The organism is Paenibacillus lutimineralis (assembly GCF_003991425.1).
GTDB classification, from domain to species: Bacteria; Bacillota; Bacilli; order Paenibacillales; family Paenibacillaceae; genus Fontibacillus; species Fontibacillus lutimineralis.
The window spans coordinates 5,547,210-5,565,988 of the sequence record NZ_CP034346.1 but is presented as its reverse complement, the minus strand read 5'-3'; the positions used below and the strand labels follow the sequence as shown (position 1 = coordinate 5,565,988).

The following is an 18,779-nucleotide window of genomic DNA, read 5'->3' as shown; positions in this document are numbered from 1 at the left end:
ATGTATGCGGCTTACTCTCTTTGCAGGGCGAATCTAAGGAAGAAGAAGGTTCATAACGCCTTAATCGGTCTGCTCATTCTGTTATCGACGATTCTTCTTGTAACCTCAGTAACAGTGATCTTTAATACGACCAATTTATTTTCGAGTATGCATGCCAAGACACATGGCTCTCATGAGATGCTAATCCTGGATGGAGAAGTGCATGACCCTAAGCTTGTATATCAGTGGTGGAAAGAGCAAGAAGGGGTGGCCACCTCGTCATTGATCCCTTTTAGAACTCTTTCAGGTATATCAAGACCAGGGCATGAGCCCACAGCCGGCCTCTTGAACCTGTACTTGTATATGATGGATACTACGGCCAGGCCTTATGAAGTGGATGAGCTTCTGTTCGCACAGGGGAAAGAGAGCTTGGTACCTGAACCGGGAACCGTCTGGCTTCCTTCCTCAATTGCTTATCTATATGATATTTCTCCAGGTGCTACGCTGGAATTCTCTACGGGCGACAGCAGGCTCACTATGGAAGTAGCGGCAGTTGTCGTAGATATGCCGTTCGGCGCTCCTTTTCCAACCTCTGCACGAATCTGGATGAACCATCAGGACTATTTAGCACAATTTCAGGATATTCCGGGTAATGATCAGTATATGATGGGGCTTCGATTTGAGGACTACAGCCGTAGTTCAACCTATTGGGAGCGATGGCAGCAGGAGATGGGCACGCCTTATTTAGGGTCGAAGACAAGCTTCCAGGAGATGTCCTCCTTCTACCTAATCATGAATAAAATGATAGGGTTCATTATGGTGTCTCTCGGTGTAATGATGATGTTCGTGGCCCTATTTACGATTGGATTTACGATATCGGATGACATTTTGTCCAACTATAAGACGGTCGGTGTTATAAAAGCGTTAGGCCTGACCTCCAGGAAGCTGATTGGCGTGTATATGATGCAGTACATCATTATCGCGGCGGTAGCGGTAGTTCCCGGATTTATAGCCAGTCGCTTCTTATCCGGGATGATCGTAGATAGTGCGCTCTCGTCTTTGAAGACGAAGACTGCTGGTATCACTCCAGGAGGGGGATGGCCGGCTGTCGCAACAGCGCTGCTGGTACTTGCTCTGATTCTATTATGTGTATTCTACTATGCTAACAAAGCGCGACATGTACAGCCGATGCAGGCGATCCGTTACGGGATGTCAGAGACGCAGCACAGTATGCAGACAAGACGACTTACTAGGGCAAAGGGTTCGAGTTCGACAGGGATGCTTGGAAGAGCGCCGTTGCTAGCTGTCATCGGATTTAGAAATCTGCTGAAGAATAGGAAGGCCACGGTGCTGATGCTGCTTCTGTCTATGATGATGTCGGCCGTACTGGTACTTGGCTTCGTGCTTCTGTATAGTATCAGCCACATTAAGGAGACCTCACCATTATGGGGTTACGATTCGACTGATGTTGTAGTACAAGTAACAAATAAATCAGTCTTCTCCCGGTCCGCATTCGACCTCCAAGCTGCATCCGATCCACGGATCCAGAATACGAATTGGATAGGGGGTGTGAACGGCGTTGCTACAGCAGGCCGGCCTGCTGGGGCTGAAGCGAATTATACCGAGCCAATGAACTTCTCGATGACCGTGATCGATGGCAGCTATGATGAGATCGGGTATAGTAACTTGAGCGGGAGGAACCCGCAGAACAAGGATGAGATATCGATAGGGATGAATGTAGCGAAGCAGCTGAACAAAGAGATCGGGGATGTAGTAGAGGTATATATCGAAGGACATAAGCATCTATTGACGATCTCGGGAATCTATCAGTCTATTGCTAATATGTCCTACTCAGCAAGAATTCTGGCGGATACCGTCAGAGTGAATCATCCCGATTATGAGGATCTTGACTCCGGGTTCATCAATTTACGGAATGATGCAGATATAGAGCAGGTAGTTCAGGACTTGAGCGCAGGGTACGGTAGTTCGGCGTCAGTAACCACGCAGCAGACCTTGCTCTATGCGGTCTATAAACAAGCGGTTGCTTCATTAATTTTGCCGATGTCTATCATGGGGCTTCTATTTACCGGGGTAACAGTGATCATCGTCTATAGCTTGAGCCGCATTAACATTCGCAAAGAGAGCAAGACCTACGGAATTTACAAAACATTAGGTCTGACCTCGGGGAAAATAAGGTTCTCGATCATGCTCGGCGTCTTAGCACTCTCAATAATTGGTGCGATCCTCGGGGCCCTTGCAGGCGCCTATATTCTACCACTGGTTCTGGGAAGTGTCCTGTCCGATTATGGTATCGCCAAGCTGCCTCTTATCTTGAACTGGTGGGGTATTATTGCCTTTGCACTCGTTACCGCGTTAGCAGCCGGACTGGGTTCTTGGGCATCTTCGAGAATCGTAGCAAGAACATCACCTCAAATTCTGGTGGTAGAGTAGAGAAGCTATGCTTATGCTGAATTGCTGAATATAGGATAGAGAAGAGTCTCATCATCGTGCAGATGATCAGGCTCTTTTTCTAATTGCAAGCAGGTGTGAACAATTTTGACTAAATTTAAATTTTGATATATTTTGGCGAATCAGATATAGACAATGGAATTACAATTATTTACAATGGATACAGATTAGTAAGTAAACCTCAGCTTTTCTGCAATATATTCCTCTTATCAAGCAAGTCTAGTTCTACACATCCAGTTGTTGTTGTGTGTCCTCTTTGAAGCATCGATGTTCCTATCCAACGAATCCAATTTTTCAGTTTCTCAGTTGTAGTTGTTTGTATGTAATGTGTTTTTGTTTTGTAGGTTAATGTCCATCTATTTCATGGGCCTATTTTTTGACCTGCTTTCTGGTCGATGATCTGCTTAAATATTCTATGCTGTCACTGGCTGCTCTATCGAAGTATGACGCATGGTTTATTTTCATAGAGAAAGAAGAAAGGAGGAATTTCAAGGTTTTATGGTTTTAAGGGAGATGGAGGTAGCTAGCTGAAATGATAAGGAGGAGTTTCGATGAGAAGAATGCCGCAACGGACGAGCAAGGGGATCAGACGCGGAATACCTGTCTTACTGATCATCGCACTATTAGTGGCGCTGCTGCCATCACTGGCATTTGCTGCGGATCGGGGCGCATGGGCGCCGAATGTGGCTTACCAAGCGAACGATACTGTGACCTATGGAGGCAATACCTATAAAGCACTGCAAGCGCATACTTCGCTTGTCGGTTGGGAACCGACTAACGTGCCAGCATTGTGGCAGCAGACACAGGGGGGAACCAGTGATACCCAAGCACCGACTGCACCGGGTAATCTAAATGCTTCCGGTATAACAAGTTCCAGTATCACGCTGCAATGGACCGCCTCCACGGATGATGTTGGCGTCACGGAGTACGTGATCTATCAAGGTACGGCAACGGTCGGTAGTGTCTCCGGATCTACGTTGACATTCACCCATACCGGACTTACCCCGGATACGACTTATTCTTATTCGGTCAAGGCCAAGGATGCTGCCGGCAATGTATCTCCTTCTAGCAATACGATCAGCGTGAAGACGAATGCCGTCAGCGGCCCGGATACTCAGGCCCCCTCAACACCTGCCAACGTTACAGTCACGGGTGTAACCTCATCGTCAGTATCGCTATCCTGGACGGCTTCCACAGATAATGTCGGGGTCACCGGCTACGATGTATACCAAGGCGCAAATCTGGCACTGTCTGTCACGGGAACAAGCGCTACGGTCTCGGGCCTCTCTGCAGGTACGGCGTATACTTTCAAGGTAGCCGCTAAGGATGCTGCCGGGAATGTATCCCCACAAAGCACAGCGGTTAGCGCAACGACGACTGGAGGCGGCGGAGGCGGAGGGCAACTGCCGAAGCACACGCTGACAGGCTATTGGCATAATTTCATTAACGGCTCCTCCAATATTAAGCTCAGTGACGTTCCAAGCCAATATGATATTATTGCACTCTCCTTCGCGGAAATGGATCCAGCGAAGCCAGGCGGAGTGACCTTTAACGTAAATGGACCTCTATCTAATGCACTGGGTGGCTACACAAATGCCGATCTGATCAATGACATCCAGGCGAAGCATGCTCAAGGCAAGAAGGTCATTCTCTCTATCGGTGGAGAGATGGGGAATGTTAACTTGAATAATGCTTCACCGAACGTTGCCAATTTCGTGGACAGTATGTACGGGCTGATTACACAGTACGGACTTGATGGAATCGATATTGACCTTGAGAATGGCATGAATGTAACAAACCTGACGAATGCAGTACGTCAATTGCAAGCCAAAGTCGGATCAGGATTCATTCTGACGATGGCTCCACAGACGATTGATATGCAAAGCCCGAATACAACGTATATGCAGCTGTACAACAATCTTAAAGACATCACCACCGTCATCAATGTCCAATATTACAATTCCGGGTGTATGTTGGGCCGTGATGGGAAATGCTACTCACAGGGGACGATTGATTTCCTTACGGCGCTGTCCGATCTGACGCTGCAATGGGTAGAGCCTTCTCAATTAGGAATCGGAGTACCTGCCACTTCGGGTGCGGCTGGAGGAGGCTATGTCTCTCCGACGGTCGTCAACAATGCGTTGAAGTGCCTGACGAATGGCACCGATTGCGGGACGTACAAGCCGGTAGCGAAGTATCCGGATTTCCGCGGTGCGATGACATGGTCGATCAACTGGGACAAGACCACGAATTATTCTTTTGCCAATACGGTTAAACCTCTCTTATTGACATTACCATAATGGTTCACAGCAGCCGGCGGCCCGCTCTTCAATCGATGGGGGGCGGGTGGCTAGGCAAGCAAGAAAGGGCTTACTTTACTTCGCGAATATTTGGCTTAAAATCGTGAAAGCGATTCATAAAAGCGTTGACAAAGGTAAAACAGAAAAGTATACTGTAACCAAGTTAAACGTTTACTCAAAATTTTTAAGTAAATACTAACGGTTATGAATATGTGAAGAAGGTTGCGATTGTGATGGGAATATGAACCCTCCAACAATTAAGGATGTCGCCAAGGCATCAGGGGTATCGGTTGCTACAGTTTCTAGAGTGCTTCACAATCTTTCAGGCTATTCTGACAAGACGAAGCAGGAGGTTTTGAAAGCGGTTGAAGAGCTCGGCTACCAGCCTAACGCTATTGCCAGAGGTCTAATCAATAAGCGGACGCAGACGATTGGTGTCCTCGTTCCCGATGTATCAAGCAGCTTCTCGTCAGAGATTCTGCACGGGATAGAACAGGTAGCCAATGATAAGGGATTTAGCGTCATTATGTGCAATACGGATGAAGACGGAAAGCGTACGCTGAAGTACCTCCAGGTACTTGGAGAGAAGCAGGTGGACGGCGTGATATTCACAAGCGGATCTTTGGAGGATGAGTATTACAAGCTGCTCAAGCAAATGAGGGTTCCGGTCGTACTGGTTAACACGTTATCCCATAAGCATGCTATTCCTTATGTGAAGGTAGATGATCGACAGGCTTCCTATCATGCTACAGAGTATCTTATCCGCAAAGGACATCGTAATATCGCAATGATCTGCGGTACGATTACAGATGCCATTGCTGGCGTTCCTCGTCTGGAGGGGTATCGTCAGGCGCTTGAAGACCATGGTCTGGAATATATGGATTCGAGAGTGGGCTACGGAAACTTCCGTCTGGATATGGGGCGTGAAGCGATGAAGAAGCTGCTGGATGAGGCGCCACCGTTCACGGCTCTGTTTGCTGCCAGTGATGAGATGGCGATCGGCGCGATGGGGGAAGCCCTGGAACGAGGACTTAAGATCCCGGAGGATATGTCGATTATCGGTTATGATGATCTGGTCTTTTCGAGAATGGTCTTTCCTCCATTAACGACGATTCACCAGCCTTTGCCGATGATGGGGCGTATGGCATCTGAGATGCTGATTCAATTAATCGAAGGCACCGATCAGGTATCCAGCAGCATCGTTAGCCATCAATTAATAGAGAGACAGACGGTTCGCCAAATGCCTTGATCAACAAGGCAAGTTTTTTTCACGATGAAGTAAACGTTTACTCTATTTCTAGTCTATTTCTATCAATTATTCATAGATGGGTTACAAAGAGAGTTAATAGACAATTGACTTGAGGGAGGTGGTTTCCGGGAAAGAGAAGACAGGACGTTTCTTCAAAATAGAAGTATACGTTTACTCGCTATTGGTTATTCTACACAGCAAAAATAAAAAGTATGGAGGGTCAGTAAGTATGAAAAAGACAATATCCTTAGTTCTTGTGAGTGCATTATTTTTGATGGCATTAGCCGGCTGCGGCAGTCCAAAAAATTCGAATGAGTCCAGTGGCAATACGTCATCGGCTAAGAAGGTAGAGTTGGAGTTCTTCCAGAACAAGACGGAAGCCAAGGATTCATTCGACGCTCTTATTAAGAAATTCAATGAGGCTAATCCGAATATTCATGTTCAGCAAGTGAACCCGCCGGATGCCGAGACTGTCCTTAAAACCCGCGTAGCGAAAAAAGACGTTCCTGATATTATCGGTCTCGGTGCCACAGATACTTATTCCCAATTGGCAAAGAGCGGAATCTTCGCTGATCTTACCGGAGATGCTCTACTTAATAATATTCAACCAGCTTATCTGAATATGTTGAACAAGCTTATCGGTTCTGAAAGCGCTTATGCCATTCCGTTTACGGCGAATGCAAGCGGAGTGATTTATAACAAAGCGATCTTCTCCGAGCTTGGAGTCGAAGTTCCTAAGACTTGGGATGAATTTATAAATGTAGCTCAAAAAGCGAAGGATGCTGGCAAGACAGCGATTTATCAGACGTTAAAGGACTCCTGGACAACACTAGTTCCGTTCAACTCTCTGTCCAGTGATATTGTTGGCATCGACTTCTATGGCAAACGTGCCGAGGGAGCTATCAAATTCGATAGCCCTGAGTTCCGTGAAGTTGCCGAGAAGCAATTGAAATTGCTCGACTTCGGTCAGAAGGATCTGTTCGGCAAGGGCTACAACGATGGTAATGCTGCATTTGCCAGAGGAGAAGCTGCTATGTACATTCAAGGCGTATGGGCTATCCCTGAAATTCTGAAGGCAAATCCAAATGTAGAGCTGGGTGTATTCCCATTCCCTGCAACAAATGATGAAGCGAAGAACAAAGTGATTTCCGGGGTCGACACTCTGCTAGCGATCTCCAAGAATACGAAGCATTCTGAGGAAGCTAAGAAATTCATCGATTTCATGCTGCAACCCGACAATATTCAATTCTTCATCGATCAACAAAAAGCATTCTCTGCGGTTAAAGGCGTAACGCAATCTGATCCAAGCGTAGAAGGCTTCAATGCGGCATTCGAGAGCGGTGCTATCGAGGACTTCTCCGACCACTTCATTCCAAGTGCAGTGAAAGCTGATACGATTATTCAAGGCTTCCTGCAAAAGAAAGATGTAGACGCTTATGTGAAGCAGTTTGATACAGAGTGGGACAAGGTTGCAAACCGTAAATAATGAGCTTGAACCGAAAGCCCTTAGTGAGAGGAGAAGCGTGCGCTGATCGTGCGCTCTTCTCCATTTAAAGAAGGAGGATTACGATGGCCAAAAGGAAAGCCGCGTTCTATACAATGACCATACCGGCCTTGCTCCTATTTTTCCTATTTCATACCTTTCCAACGCTGCAAGGGATATTTTATTCGTTCACGAACTATGACGGATATAGCGACAGCTATGATTTTGTAGGCTTTAAGAACTTTGCATCCTTATTCACAGATAGTAATGTTCTGAACGCTTATCTGTTTACTTTCAAATATGCGATCGTCGTAACTATTTTTATTAATGTCATCAGTTTGCTTATAGCTTTAGGATTAAACTCACGCATCAAATTCCGCAATTTCTTCCGCGGTATTTACTTCCTGCCTAACGTTCTCGGCGTATTGATTGTTGGCTATATCTTTAACTATATCTTTGCCAATGCAGTTCCGATGATTGGTGAGAAGCTAGGCAGTGAGATACTAACGACGAACATCCTCGGCAGTGAGAAGTGGGCCTGGATTGGTATCGTTATCGTCGCAGTATGGCAAGGGATCGCCTTCAATACGATTCTGTACCTGGCTGGTCTACAGACCATTCCACGTGATATTTACGAAGCAGCGGATATTGATGGTGCAGGTCCTTGGAACACATTCTGGTCGATGACATTCCCGATGCTGGCTTCGTTCTTTACGATTAATATGGTACTGGCGATGAAGAACTCGCTCATGGTATTTGACCAGATCGTAGCCCTTACCGGCGGCGGTCCTGGACGTTCGACGCAATCGATCGCCATGCTAATCTATCAAGGCGGCTTCCAGGGCGGAGAATTCGCTTATCAATCGGCGAACGCGGTCATTTACTTCATCGTGATCGTAATTATCTCTGTCGTGCAGCTTAACTTTTTACAGAAGAGGGAGTTGGATGCCTAATGAAAACCAGAAACTCCACCAATTGGCTCATAACAGCCCTGATTACCCTCGGTTCGCTCGTTATTCTATTTCCGCTGTATATGACCGTATCTATTGCATTGAAAAATCCAGAAGAGATGGCTCAATCGATCTTCGCTCTGCCGACGGGACTGCACTTCGACAACTTCACCCGTGCGATCGAAGCGACGAATTTCTTCTCGGCGTTTAAGAACAGCTTCGTTATTACGCTCTTCTCGGTGAGCTTTGTACTCTTGACCAACTCGTTAGTGTCGTATGCCGTAGCGCGTAATATGAACCATAAGTTCTTCAAAGGCTTGTATTTCTACTTCATCAGCGCGATGTTCATTCCGTTCCAGATCATTATGCTGCCGGTTGTGAAGCTGACGACTGATCTGAGAATGAACAACATTCCTGGCTTGATCATTCTGTATATCGTTTATGGACTCGCCTTTAATATTTTCGTCTATGTTGGTTATATCCGCTCCATCCCATTAGAGCTGGAGGAAGCAGCAACGGTTGACGGCGCAACGACGTACGGAACCTTCTGGCGGATTATTTTCCCGCTGCTTGCGCCGATTAATGCGACAGTCGCCATTCTGAGCTGTCTGTCCACATGGAACGATTTCATGCTGCCGCTCATTATTCTGAGCAAACCGGAATCGTATACACTTCCTCTGGTGCAGTATGTATTCCAGGGCCAATTCAGCACGGATTTCAACCTGGCCTTTGCCTCTTACCTGCTAGCGCTGGCACCGATGGTGATCGTATATATCTTCGCGCAGAAGTGGATTATTAACGGAATCACTCAAGGCGCTGTAAAGTCATAAGCATCATGAATATAGATAAATAAATGGATAGGAGTTTTCATTCATGAAGAAGACATGGTGGAAGGAAAGCGTTGTATATCAGATATATCCGCGCAGTTTCCAGGACAGCAACGGGGATGGGATCGGCGATATTCCGGGGATTATTTCAAGACTGGATTATTTGCAGAAGCTGGGAGTAGATGTGATCTGGCTATGTCCGGTCTACGAGTCGCCGAACGACGATAACGGCTACGACATTAGCAACTATCGGGGAATTATGGATGAGTTCGGTACGGTAGAAGATTGGGAGCGTCTGCTTGACGGCCTGCATAGCCGCGGAATGAAGCTGATTATGGATTTGGTAGTGAACCATACCTCGGACGAGCATGCCTGGTTCGTTGAATCTCGCAAGTCCAAGGATAATCCTTACCGTGATTATTATGTTTGGCGTGATGGCAAGGATGGCAAGGAGCCGAACAACTGGGCTTCTATCTTCAGCGGTTCGGCCTGGAAATACGATGAGACGACAGACCAGTACTTTCTGCACCTCTTCTCCAAGAAACAGCCGGATTTGAACTGGGAGAATGAGAAGGTACGCCGTGAGGTGTATGATTTGATGACCTGGTGGCTAGATAAAGGCATCGACGGATTCCGGATGGACGTCATCAATATGATCAGCAAAGTTGAAGGCTTACCGGACGGAGAAGGGGAAAGCAAGTACAAGGACGGCGGCAAATATTTCATGAATGGTCCGCGTATCCATGAATTCCTGCAGGAGATGAATCAAGAAGTACTGTCGAAATATGATGTGATGACCGTTGGCGAGACGCCGGGAGTATCTCCAGAGGAAGCGGCGCTCTATGTAGGTGAGGATCGCGGCGAGCTCAGCATGGTGTTCCAGTTCGAATCGATGGACATTGACTCAGGCCCAGGCGGCAAATGGTTCGTAACGCCGTGGAAGCTGCTCGACTTCAAGCGCATTATGAGCAAGTGGCAGACGGACCTTGAAGGGAAGGGCTGGAACAGCCTGTTTCTGAACAATCATGACCAGCCGCGAATGGTATCCCGCTTCGGCGATGACGGCAAATACCGCAAGGAATCAGCTAAAATGCTTGGTACGCTGCTTCATACGATGCAGGGCACACCGTTTATTTATCAGGGCGAAGAGCTCGGCATGACTAATGTGAAGTTCGCAACGATTGAAGAGTATCAGGATATCGAGACGCATAATATGTTCAATGAACATCGCGAAACAGGCCGCTCGGTCGAAGATATTATGGCTTCCATCTATAGCAAAGGTCGCGATAATGCCCGTACGCCGATGCAATGGGATGCAACAGCGCATGGCGGCTTTACAGCCGGGACACCTTGGCTTGTCGTTAATCCAAATTATAAACAGATCAATGCCGAAGAGGCCGTGGCTGATCCGGATTCTATTTTCCATTACTATCGTCGCCTGATTGAGCTGCGCAAACAGCATGAAGTGATTGTCTACGGCAAATACGAGCTCCTGCTGGAGGATCATGAGCATATTTATGCATATACTCGCACTTTGGGCGATGAACGGCTGCTGGTGATTCTTAACTTCTTCGCTGACCCCATGACTTTCGAACTGCCTGCATCCGTAGGTTACCGTTCCTACGAGCGGCTGATTGGCAACTATGAATTACTCGAGGGAACACGGCTTGAGCAAATGGAGCTTCGCCCATACGAGGCTCAGGTATTGAGATTAAGCTAATCAATAAGGATTAGTCAGATTGGAGGAACGGCTTCGGCCGTTCTTTTTATTTGATCGAAAGGGCAGAAGGGCATGAATCGCATAGTTGTAGTGGATAAAAGGAATAGATATAATAAGATTAATCTACAAAGATGAGGTGAAGAGGATGGCAATCCGTAACGTTCGAAGTAACTAGTTCTCGGGCTGGGTAACACGCGTACCAGCTACCAAGGGGGTTCTATGCCCTTTTGACCATATAGAGACTAGAGCTTTGAACGGTGTCGGCAAATGCTATCGCTCTAAAATTAAGCCAAGGGCACCATGCTATATATGCTTGGCGGAAGATTGTCTTAATGCGTTGACATTAGGCATTCGCTTCCGTATGCATACATGAGCAGTGATCCTTGGCTTTATTGATCTTATCGGAGGTAGATTCAAATATGTTGAAGAAGTGCATTGTTCTTTTTAAGTGGATGATATTGCTGTATATAATTATGGGCTTCATGATCCAATTCCTTAACGCGTATGGCATCAGAATCTTTCAGGAACTGATTGACCAAGTGGTTCAGATTCATCAACTCAACGACATACTGGGATTAATTATTTTGTATGGCTGCATTTTGCTGGCTGTGACCCTTTTGAATTACCTCACAGAATATCCGCAGACCTATTTATCGAATGGGATATTTGAAAAGCTGAAGATTATGGCGCTTGAGAAAGTGTCCAGAATGGATTATGGCGCCTACCAGAATATCGGAACCGGCCGGATGATCAAGGTGATCGAGAATGGGGCTTCTGCAGGAAAAGGCATCATTTACTCCTTTTACTTGGAGATATTTAGCAACCTACTGCCGACAATGATATTCAGCTTATTATTCATCGGTATGTATAATGTACAAATTATGTTAGTTATCGCGGTAGGGTATATCGTTATTTTCCTGCTGACAAATCTACTGCTACGCATGCTCTATAGAATCAAATCCTCGCTGCTGGACAGTCAGGAGAAGCTGGCAAAATACTCGGTGCGCGGATTTATGGAGCTGGTCGTATTCCGGCTGAATAAACGCTACGACAAGGAAATCAAACGCCTTACTGCAACGGCCGGTGACATCGTCGCCAAGAACTGCCGGATCAGGATGATCCATGAAGCTTTTTTTATGATATTTGCTGTGATTGTGAGTCTGTTGAAGATCGCTGTACTTGTGTACGGGGTCAAGCAAATTTTGGTCGGCGGCACTTCTATCGGGATCGTTGTCGCCTTGATTATGTTCATTGATCAGGTATATACGCCTGTAGCCATCTTCAACGTAATCTATGTCGATTACAAGCTTGACCGGGTCGCTTATGAACGTCTTGAGGAGTTCGTTAATGCGCCTGAGGATGCCAATTTGTTGCAAGGTCTGGAAGTAGGTCCGTTGTCCAAGCAGATTGAGTTTAGAGATTTATCCTTTGCTTACGGGAATGCGCGGCTCCTGGATAGGGTTTCTTTTACAATTCCGCAGGGGACATCGCTTGCAATTGTCGGTCTTAGCGGCAGCGGTAAATCGACGATCGTGAAGTTATTGCTCGGGCTGTTGAAAAAAGAATCGGGCAGCATCCTCATCGACGGGGTGGATATCGATCAGATCAAGCTGAACAGCCTATATGATCATGTATCCTATATCCCGCAGGATGCGCCAATCTTCGATGCGACGATTCGAAGCAATATCGTATTTGATCAAGAGATGCCCGACGAGCAAATTTACGAACTGCTAGATACGGTGTTGCTGAAAGGCAAAGTTATGAGTCTTCCAGAGGGGCTGGATACAATGGTCGGCGAACGGGGGATTAAGCTATCCGGCGGGGAACGGCAGCGTCTGGCTTTTGCTAGAATTATGGCTCAGCAGAGGGAACTGGTCATCCTTGATGAGCCCGTCTCGGCCCTCGACAATATTACCGAACAGAGGGTGATGGAATCCCTTCTGAACAGGTTCAGTAAGAATACACTTCTCGTTATTGCTCACAGACTAGATTTTGTAAAGAATATGGATCGGATTTTGTTAGTGAGAGATGGAGCAATTGTGGGTTTGGGTACCTTTGAAGAGCTTCTTCACAACAGCCCCTACTTCCAGGAACTTTGGGATCGGGAGAAGAGGGCGGAGAAGGAGAGATTACGGGAAGAAGCCAGCGAATCTAACTTCGATGACTAATGCTTCTGTAACTGGGTCAGAGATGTTATAGATTAGAGTATAAAAAGGAGCGGGCCGAGTGTTTCGGCTCGCTCTTTCTTTTTGAATTTACAATCAGGAACTCTTGGCCGGGCTGTCTTCCTACGTATATTTATTTTACGGGAATCTCGATCGTCTTATTGTAGGCTTTCATATAGTGCATTCCCTTGATCAGCAGATATTCCGGCTTATTCTTCGTATTAAAAAGCAGGGTGCGCTGCTTCAACAATGTTCCATCGGCCTGCTTAACGAGATCCTGTCTAACCGTTGTCTGTAGCGGGGTGTTCTCGTCCTGAGTCTCAATAGATACGCCATCCAGCATGACATCGTCTTCTGTGGCGATGGTAACCTCCACTTGGTCGGCGGTGACGGATACATCCTTAATCCATAAATTCTCCTCACTCAGTTTAAATGAATCGCCACTTACATTTGCCAGTGACAGCTTCTTATCCAAGGATTGATACCCAACAAAATGGCCCATGATGAGCTCCAAGTCTTGAATCTGTTGCGGAAGGGCATCGTAACGAATTTCGAAGCTGATTTTGCTGCCATATGCAGATTGACTTCCGCTGCCTTTGATCGGAATTTCAATTCCGTTCGCTCTTAACTTAATCCCGTCCAGTGCGTTAGGAACACGGTCATAATTGTCCACCCGGATGGTTCCTCTGACAACCGTTTGTGTTGGCGTAGCCGTGATGGATTGGAATGTCAGTGAGCCTTGGTCCACCTTGAGCGTCTTATTGATCGATTGCCTTAGCAGCGTCTGCAGCGCTTGATTTGGATTGTATGAAAAAGTAAGGGTTCCTTCTGACATTTGCTCGGCTGTATAAGGCATTTGCATATAATGCAGCGTTAATTTCTTGGCGAAGGGGTTCACACTGTCAAAGGTCATTATGCCTTTAATCTCGGTCTGCTCCTCGTTCAAGACCGATGTACCGCTTGCTGGATGGGATTTCGTCCAGAAACCGCTGATAGAATCTAGTCTGATTGGCTCGTGGCTCTGATCCAGTCCGTGTGGATTAAACAAGGTGTAGTACATTACTAGCTGATTTGCATCCGCTATAATACCGTTGATGGTGAAATCCGTTCCGTCCTTCAGCGTGATCTTCTCCTCCATGCTCTGTCCCATACCTTTATCATTAAGCTGCTTCAAAGTATCTCCCATCAACTCCTCGAAACCAAATAGCTGCTTGCCGTAATACGCGAGTGCATTATAGTTCGATCCGAAAATGGCAGCGATGAGAATAAGGATAGCAGCAGCCTTCCAGATCGGCGCAATGCGCTTCGACTTTCTGGAGGGAGCTGCATCCAAGGTTGCTCTTAATCGGTTTTTAAGCTCCTTGGGTGCTTTCTGATTTTCAAGTCGCTGTTTCTCCACAGCCAATTGCTCTTCGATGTTATTCATTCTGCTCACCTCCGCGATATTCTCTGAGTCTTTTCAATCCTTGGGAGATTCTCGATTTGACGGTTCCAACCGGTACCTGAGTTATGTCTGAAATTGTCTGGTAATCGAGATCATGCAAATATTTCAACTGGATCGCTTCTTTTTGCTGCTCATTGATCTGGAGCAATAAAGTTTGAATGTCCATTTGCCGTTCACTATTTAAGTATGGATCTTCTGTTTCAGTGGAATTTACCCCGTGGGGGGGTGACCCCAGCTCATGATGATTGATATACTCAGACTCCCACTCATCGACCAGTACCAGTTTACTTCGTTTGCGGAGCAACCCCTTGCAGCTATTGACTAGGATCGTCTTACTCCAACTATAGAAGGCTTCTTCACTCTTAAGCTGCTCGATCTTCTCGTATAGGATGAGGATCATGTCCTCCATGGCATCCATCGCGTCATGGGTATTCCCCATATAGGTTAGGGCGAGCTGATAATATGTATCCTCCTCAGCCATAATGAGCTGTAGTAATGCTTCTTTATTTCCCTTTTTGGCTTTCTTCACCAAACGTACTGTCTTCATGCTTTCACCTCTCTTATTTATAAGAGTTTTAAGGAGTGCAAAAAGTTCATTCTTCTATAAATTTTGCATGATGATGCTTTCGAATGGAATGGCTATAGAATATTTGCATCTAGTCGAAGAGATATTAGTAGTATCCATAGATTACACTAAGGAGATGCGCTAAATTGAGATTACCGACAGGAATGTTACGGACTGTAATCAGCTTAGTTATGATGTGGACATTATACATCGGAACGGTAGGCGCGGCCGTTGTTCCGGAATATGCCAAATGGGGCCTAATTGCGGTCAAAGAGACCCAGCAACGCTACCAAGCGGACATTATAGATTATTTACATGTAGGCCGGACGTATCTGTCCGCCAATAAGGCTGAGGAGAAATTTAAGCTGTGGATCAGAACGAAGGACGGTAGCGAGTTCGGAGTCTATGTGTACCTTCAGTTCAACCCGGCCCATGATACGGAGTACACAATCCGTTATGAAAGGGTGGGATAAATGGCTGTTGACATTTCTAACCGTGTTGCTTAGTATTGTTGTATCGCAAAAGCTTGAATCAAGGACAAGAATGCTTATAGATGCCATAACAGAGAACGGGGCCTTAGGCTGGAAGCCCCTATGGAGAAAGTAAGGGTTTACCGCCTTGTAGCTGCAATTTTGAAATCATGTATGGGACCCACTGAGGGTAGCAGCGTGAGTGTAAGGATTGCCGGGAGTTCCCGTTACAGAAGTTATAAGGATTCGCTAAAGGTAAGATGTTAGTGGATTGAACTTGGGTGGAACCACGAGCGCGCTCGTCCCTATGCGGACAGTGGGCTTTTTTGATTTTTCACAGAACTCTAAAAGCGATGATCAAGGACAAGAATGCTTATGGATACCATGCCAGAGAACGGGGCCTTAGGCTGGAAGCCCCTATGGAGGAAGTAAGGATTTACCGCCTTGTAGCTGCAATTTTGAAATCATGCTTGTGATCTACCGAGCGCCGTAATGTTATCCCAGATTGGGATCTGGTCGTGGTGCGAGAGTAGCAGCATGAGTGTAAGGATTGCCGGGAATTCCCGTTACAGAAGACATAAGGATTCGCTAGGAAGAGTTCAAAACGGCCAGTTTTCAGCACCGAGAAGGTTGAATGAAACTAGGGACGAAAGGAGCGGAGCGTACGTAGTGTGTACGTGAGCACCGGAAGGCCCGGTTGAATTCAAGATTCGATGTCGAGAACACATTCTGATCTACTTCGTGATCAAAATTGGACTGTTCGAACTACCTCTAATAGCGGATTGAATATGGGTGGAACCACGAGCGTGCTCGTCCCTATGCGGACAGCGCGCTTTTTTATTTTCATAAAACCTCTAAAAGCGATGATCAAGGACAAGAATGCTTATAGATACCATGCCAGAGAACGGGGTCTTGGCTGGAAGCCCCTATGGAGGAAGTAAGGATTTACCGCCTTGTAGTTGCAATTTTGAAATCATGTTTGCGATCGATCGAGCGCCGTAATGTTATCCCAGATTGGGATCTGGTCGTGGTACGAGAGTAGCAGCATGAGTGTAAAGATTGCCGGGAATTCCCGTTACAGAAGACATAAGGATTCGCTAGGAAGAGTTCAAAACGGCCAGTTTTCAGCACCGAGAAGGTTGAATTCAAGATTCGATGTCGAGAACACGTCCTGATCTACTTCGTGATCAAAATTGGACGGTTTGAACTACCTCTAATAGCGGATTGAATATGGGTGGAACCACGAGCGCGCTCGTCCCTATGCGGACAGTGCGCTCTTTTGTTCATATAACAATAAATTTTAGGAGTGATATTGAAATGTGTAGTCCAATTTCGAAGCAAGTATTGGGAAGAAGATATGCTGCAATGCTGATGGCAAGAGCCATCCAGCACAAGATTCAAGGCGTCAGACTGGGGATGTTCGCGGATACTTCACAAGGCTTCTACTATGATTTCGACGCTGCGAGCCCGATTTCTGAGGAGGATGTTGCAGAGATTGAACAGGACATGAAGCAGCTTGCTGCCCAAGATGAACCTGCAAATTGCCGCCATTGCTCCCGTGGTGAGGCGATTAAGCTCTTCGAAGCGAAGGGAGAACACTGGAAGGTAGAATGGCTCAAGGAAGGGGCCATGGAGGAGCCCGTTGTTATTTTTGAACAGGGTGGTTATATGGACATTCTTCCATGGGGTTGTGCAGCCGATTCGGGTGAGCATAATGAGGAATTAGACCAGAGTGCTGTACGGGATTTGCTTCGTTCCAAGCCGTTCTTCAAGCTATTGAATGTGTCTGGTGCTTATTGGCAAGGGGATAGCCAGAAGCCAATGTTACAGCGCATTTATGGGGTAGCATTTGCAAGTAAGCGGGAACTTGATGAATATCTGAAGTGGCAGGAAGAGGCTCAGAAGCGGGATCACCGCAAGCTCGGCAAGCAGCTTCAACTGTTTATGTTTGCGGATGAGGCTCCTGGCATGCCGTTCTATCTGCCTAAGGGCACAGTGCTGCGTAATGAGTTGGAGAGCTTGTCACGGGAATATTTGTTGAAGTACGGATATGAGGAGGTTCGTACACCGTTCATGATGGATCGCCATATGTGGGAGCAATCTGGACATTGGGATCATTATCGCGACAATATGTATTTCTCTGAGCTTGATCATCATCATTTTGCCGTTAAGCCGATGAACTGCCCGGGGCATATGTTGATGTACAAGAACAGCCTGCATTCTTATAAAGATCTGCCGATCCGTTATGCCGAATTCGGTCAGGTTCATCGCCATGAATTCAGTGGGGCGCTAAATGGCCTGTTCCGGGTCAGAACTTTCTGCCAGGACGATGCTCATATTTTTGTGGCGCCGGAACAGATTGAAGCGGAGATCATGCATACCATCGATCTGATCAAAGAGATCTACGAAATTTTCGGCTTCGAGTATTCGCTCGAGCTGTCGACTAGGCCGTTGGATTCAATGGGCAGTGACGAACAGTGGGAAGCGGCGGAAGCTGCACTTCTGAAAGTGCTCGAAGCATCTGGGCTGAAGTACAATCTTAATCCCGAGGATGGCGCCTTCTATGGACCAAAGATTGATTTTCATATCAAGGATGCTCTAAATCGCAGTCACCAGTGCGGAACTATCCAACTGGATTTTCAAATGCCGGAGAAGTTTGGGCTCTCCTATGTGGATGAGCAGAACATTAAGCAGACTCCTGTCGTCATACACCGCGCTATATACGGTTCCATCGACCGTTTCCTCGGTATATTGATTGAGCATTATGCGGGGGCATTCCCGATATGGCTAGCACCTGTACATGCAATAGTAATTCCTGTAGCGGAGGCCCATGCTGCTTATGCCAATGAGATGCGTGAACGCCTGATAGATGCTGGAATTCGGGCTGATGTGGACTCACGTGATGAGAAGCTGGGTTATAGAATCCGGGAGGCACAGATGCAGAAAATTCCTTACATGCTGATCGTTGGCGATGCGGAGATCGCCGCGGGAAATGTGCAGGTTCGCGCATACGGTCAGAAGGAGCAGGAGCAATATGAGCCTTATGCCTTTATTTCCATGATGAAAGGGAAAATAAATGAGCGTGCGCAGTAATTCGCATTTCTGATATTTTTGGTTGAGGCGGAGTGTGGAATGGGCCACATGATTAATGACAATAG

The 18,779-nt window shown here is 46.7% G+C and carries 11 protein-coding genes and 1 pseudogene; 10 read left to right on the top strand and 2 right to left on the bottom strand.

All coding sequences use genetic code 11. The features are described 5' to 3' along the window. The 8 genes from EI981_RS24700 (at position 1) to EI981_RS24665 (ending at position 13,145) form a co-directional block, all read left to right on the top strand. Positions 1–2,430, top strand: a complete 2,430-nt coding sequence (locus tag EI981_RS24700) for an ABC transporter permease (RefSeq protein WP_127002760.1) — start codon at positions 1–3, stop codon at positions 2,428–2,430. 569 nt (positions 2,431–2,999) lie between these two features. Then, a complete protein-coding gene (locus EI981_RS24695; protein WP_127002758.1) occupies positions 3,000–4,748 on the top strand; it encodes a fibronectin type III domain-containing protein in 1,749 nt (582 codons plus the stop codon). 241 nt (positions 4,749–4,989) lie between these two features. Continuing rightward, complete coding sequence (locus EI981_RS24690; protein WP_127002756.1) at positions 4,990–5,997, top strand: LacI family DNA-binding transcriptional regulator; 1,008 nt, start codon at positions 4,990–4,992, stop codon at positions 5,995–5,997. 229 nt (positions 5,998–6,226) lie between these two features. Then, the gene (locus tag EI981_RS24685) at positions 6,227–7,483 is read left to right on the top strand and encodes an ABC transporter substrate-binding protein (RefSeq protein ID WP_127002754.1); all 1,257 of its coding nucleotides are present in this window, start codon (positions 6,227–6,229) and stop codon (positions 7,481–7,483) included. A gap of 83 nt (positions 7,484–7,566) precedes the next feature. Next, positions 7,567–8,433 (top strand): carbohydrate ABC transporter permease, encoded by an 867-nt coding sequence (locus tag EI981_RS24680; RefSeq protein ID WP_127002752.1) that lies wholly within the window; start codon positions 7,567–7,569, stop codon positions 8,431–8,433. After that, a complete protein-coding gene (locus EI981_RS24675; RefSeq protein WP_127002750.1) occupies positions 8,433–9,260 on the top strand; it encodes a carbohydrate ABC transporter permease in 828 nt (275 codons plus the stop codon). The genes EI981_RS24680 and EI981_RS24675 overlap by 1 nt, the downstream gene beginning before the upstream one ends. Before the next feature lie 43 nt (positions 9,261–9,303). Next, positions 9,304–10,977 (top strand): glycoside hydrolase family 13 protein, encoded by a 1,674-nt coding sequence (locus EI981_RS24670; RefSeq protein ID WP_127002748.1) that lies wholly within the window; start codon positions 9,304–9,306, stop codon positions 10,975–10,977. A 419-nt stretch (positions 10,978–11,396) separates the two neighbouring features. Next, on the top strand, positions 11,397–13,145 hold the full coding sequence (locus EI981_RS24665) for an ABC transporter ATP-binding protein (RefSeq protein ID WP_127002746.1): 1,749 nt from the start codon (positions 11,397–11,399) through the stop codon (positions 13,143–13,145). Positions 13,146–13,275: 130 nt separating this feature from the next. Here EI981_RS24665 and EI981_RS24660 read toward each other — a convergent pair whose 3' ends face one another. Together EI981_RS24660 and EI981_RS24655 are read right to left on the bottom strand one after the other, a co-directional pair. Then, positions 13,276–14,568: a DUF4179 domain-containing protein gene (locus EI981_RS24660; RefSeq protein ID WP_127002744.1), complete on the bottom strand. Its 1,293-nt coding sequence runs from the start codon at positions 14,566–14,568 to the stop codon at positions 13,276–13,278. After that, entirely contained in the window at positions 14,561–15,133 is a 573-nt protein-coding gene (locus EI981_RS24655) for an RNA polymerase sigma factor (RefSeq protein WP_127002742.1), read from the bottom strand. The genes EI981_RS24660 and EI981_RS24655 overlap by 8 nt, the downstream gene beginning before the upstream one ends. A gap of 209 nt (positions 15,134–15,342) precedes the next feature. On the opposite strand from EI981_RS24655, the gene EI981_RS24650 reads away from it, so the two are divergent. Then, positions 15,343–15,624 carry a DUF3889 domain-containing protein gene (locus EI981_RS24650; protein WP_227011580.1) on the top strand — a complete coding sequence of 94 codons (282 nt, stop codon included), beginning with the start codon at positions 15,343–15,345 and terminating at the stop codon, positions 15,622–15,624. A gap of 1,416 nt (positions 15,625–17,040) precedes the next feature. Continuing rightward, positions 17,041–18,714: pseudogene (thrS, locus tag EI981_RS24645) on the top strand (threonine--tRNA ligase); the annotation flags it as partial. Positions 18,715–18,779: the final 65 nt, after the last annotated feature.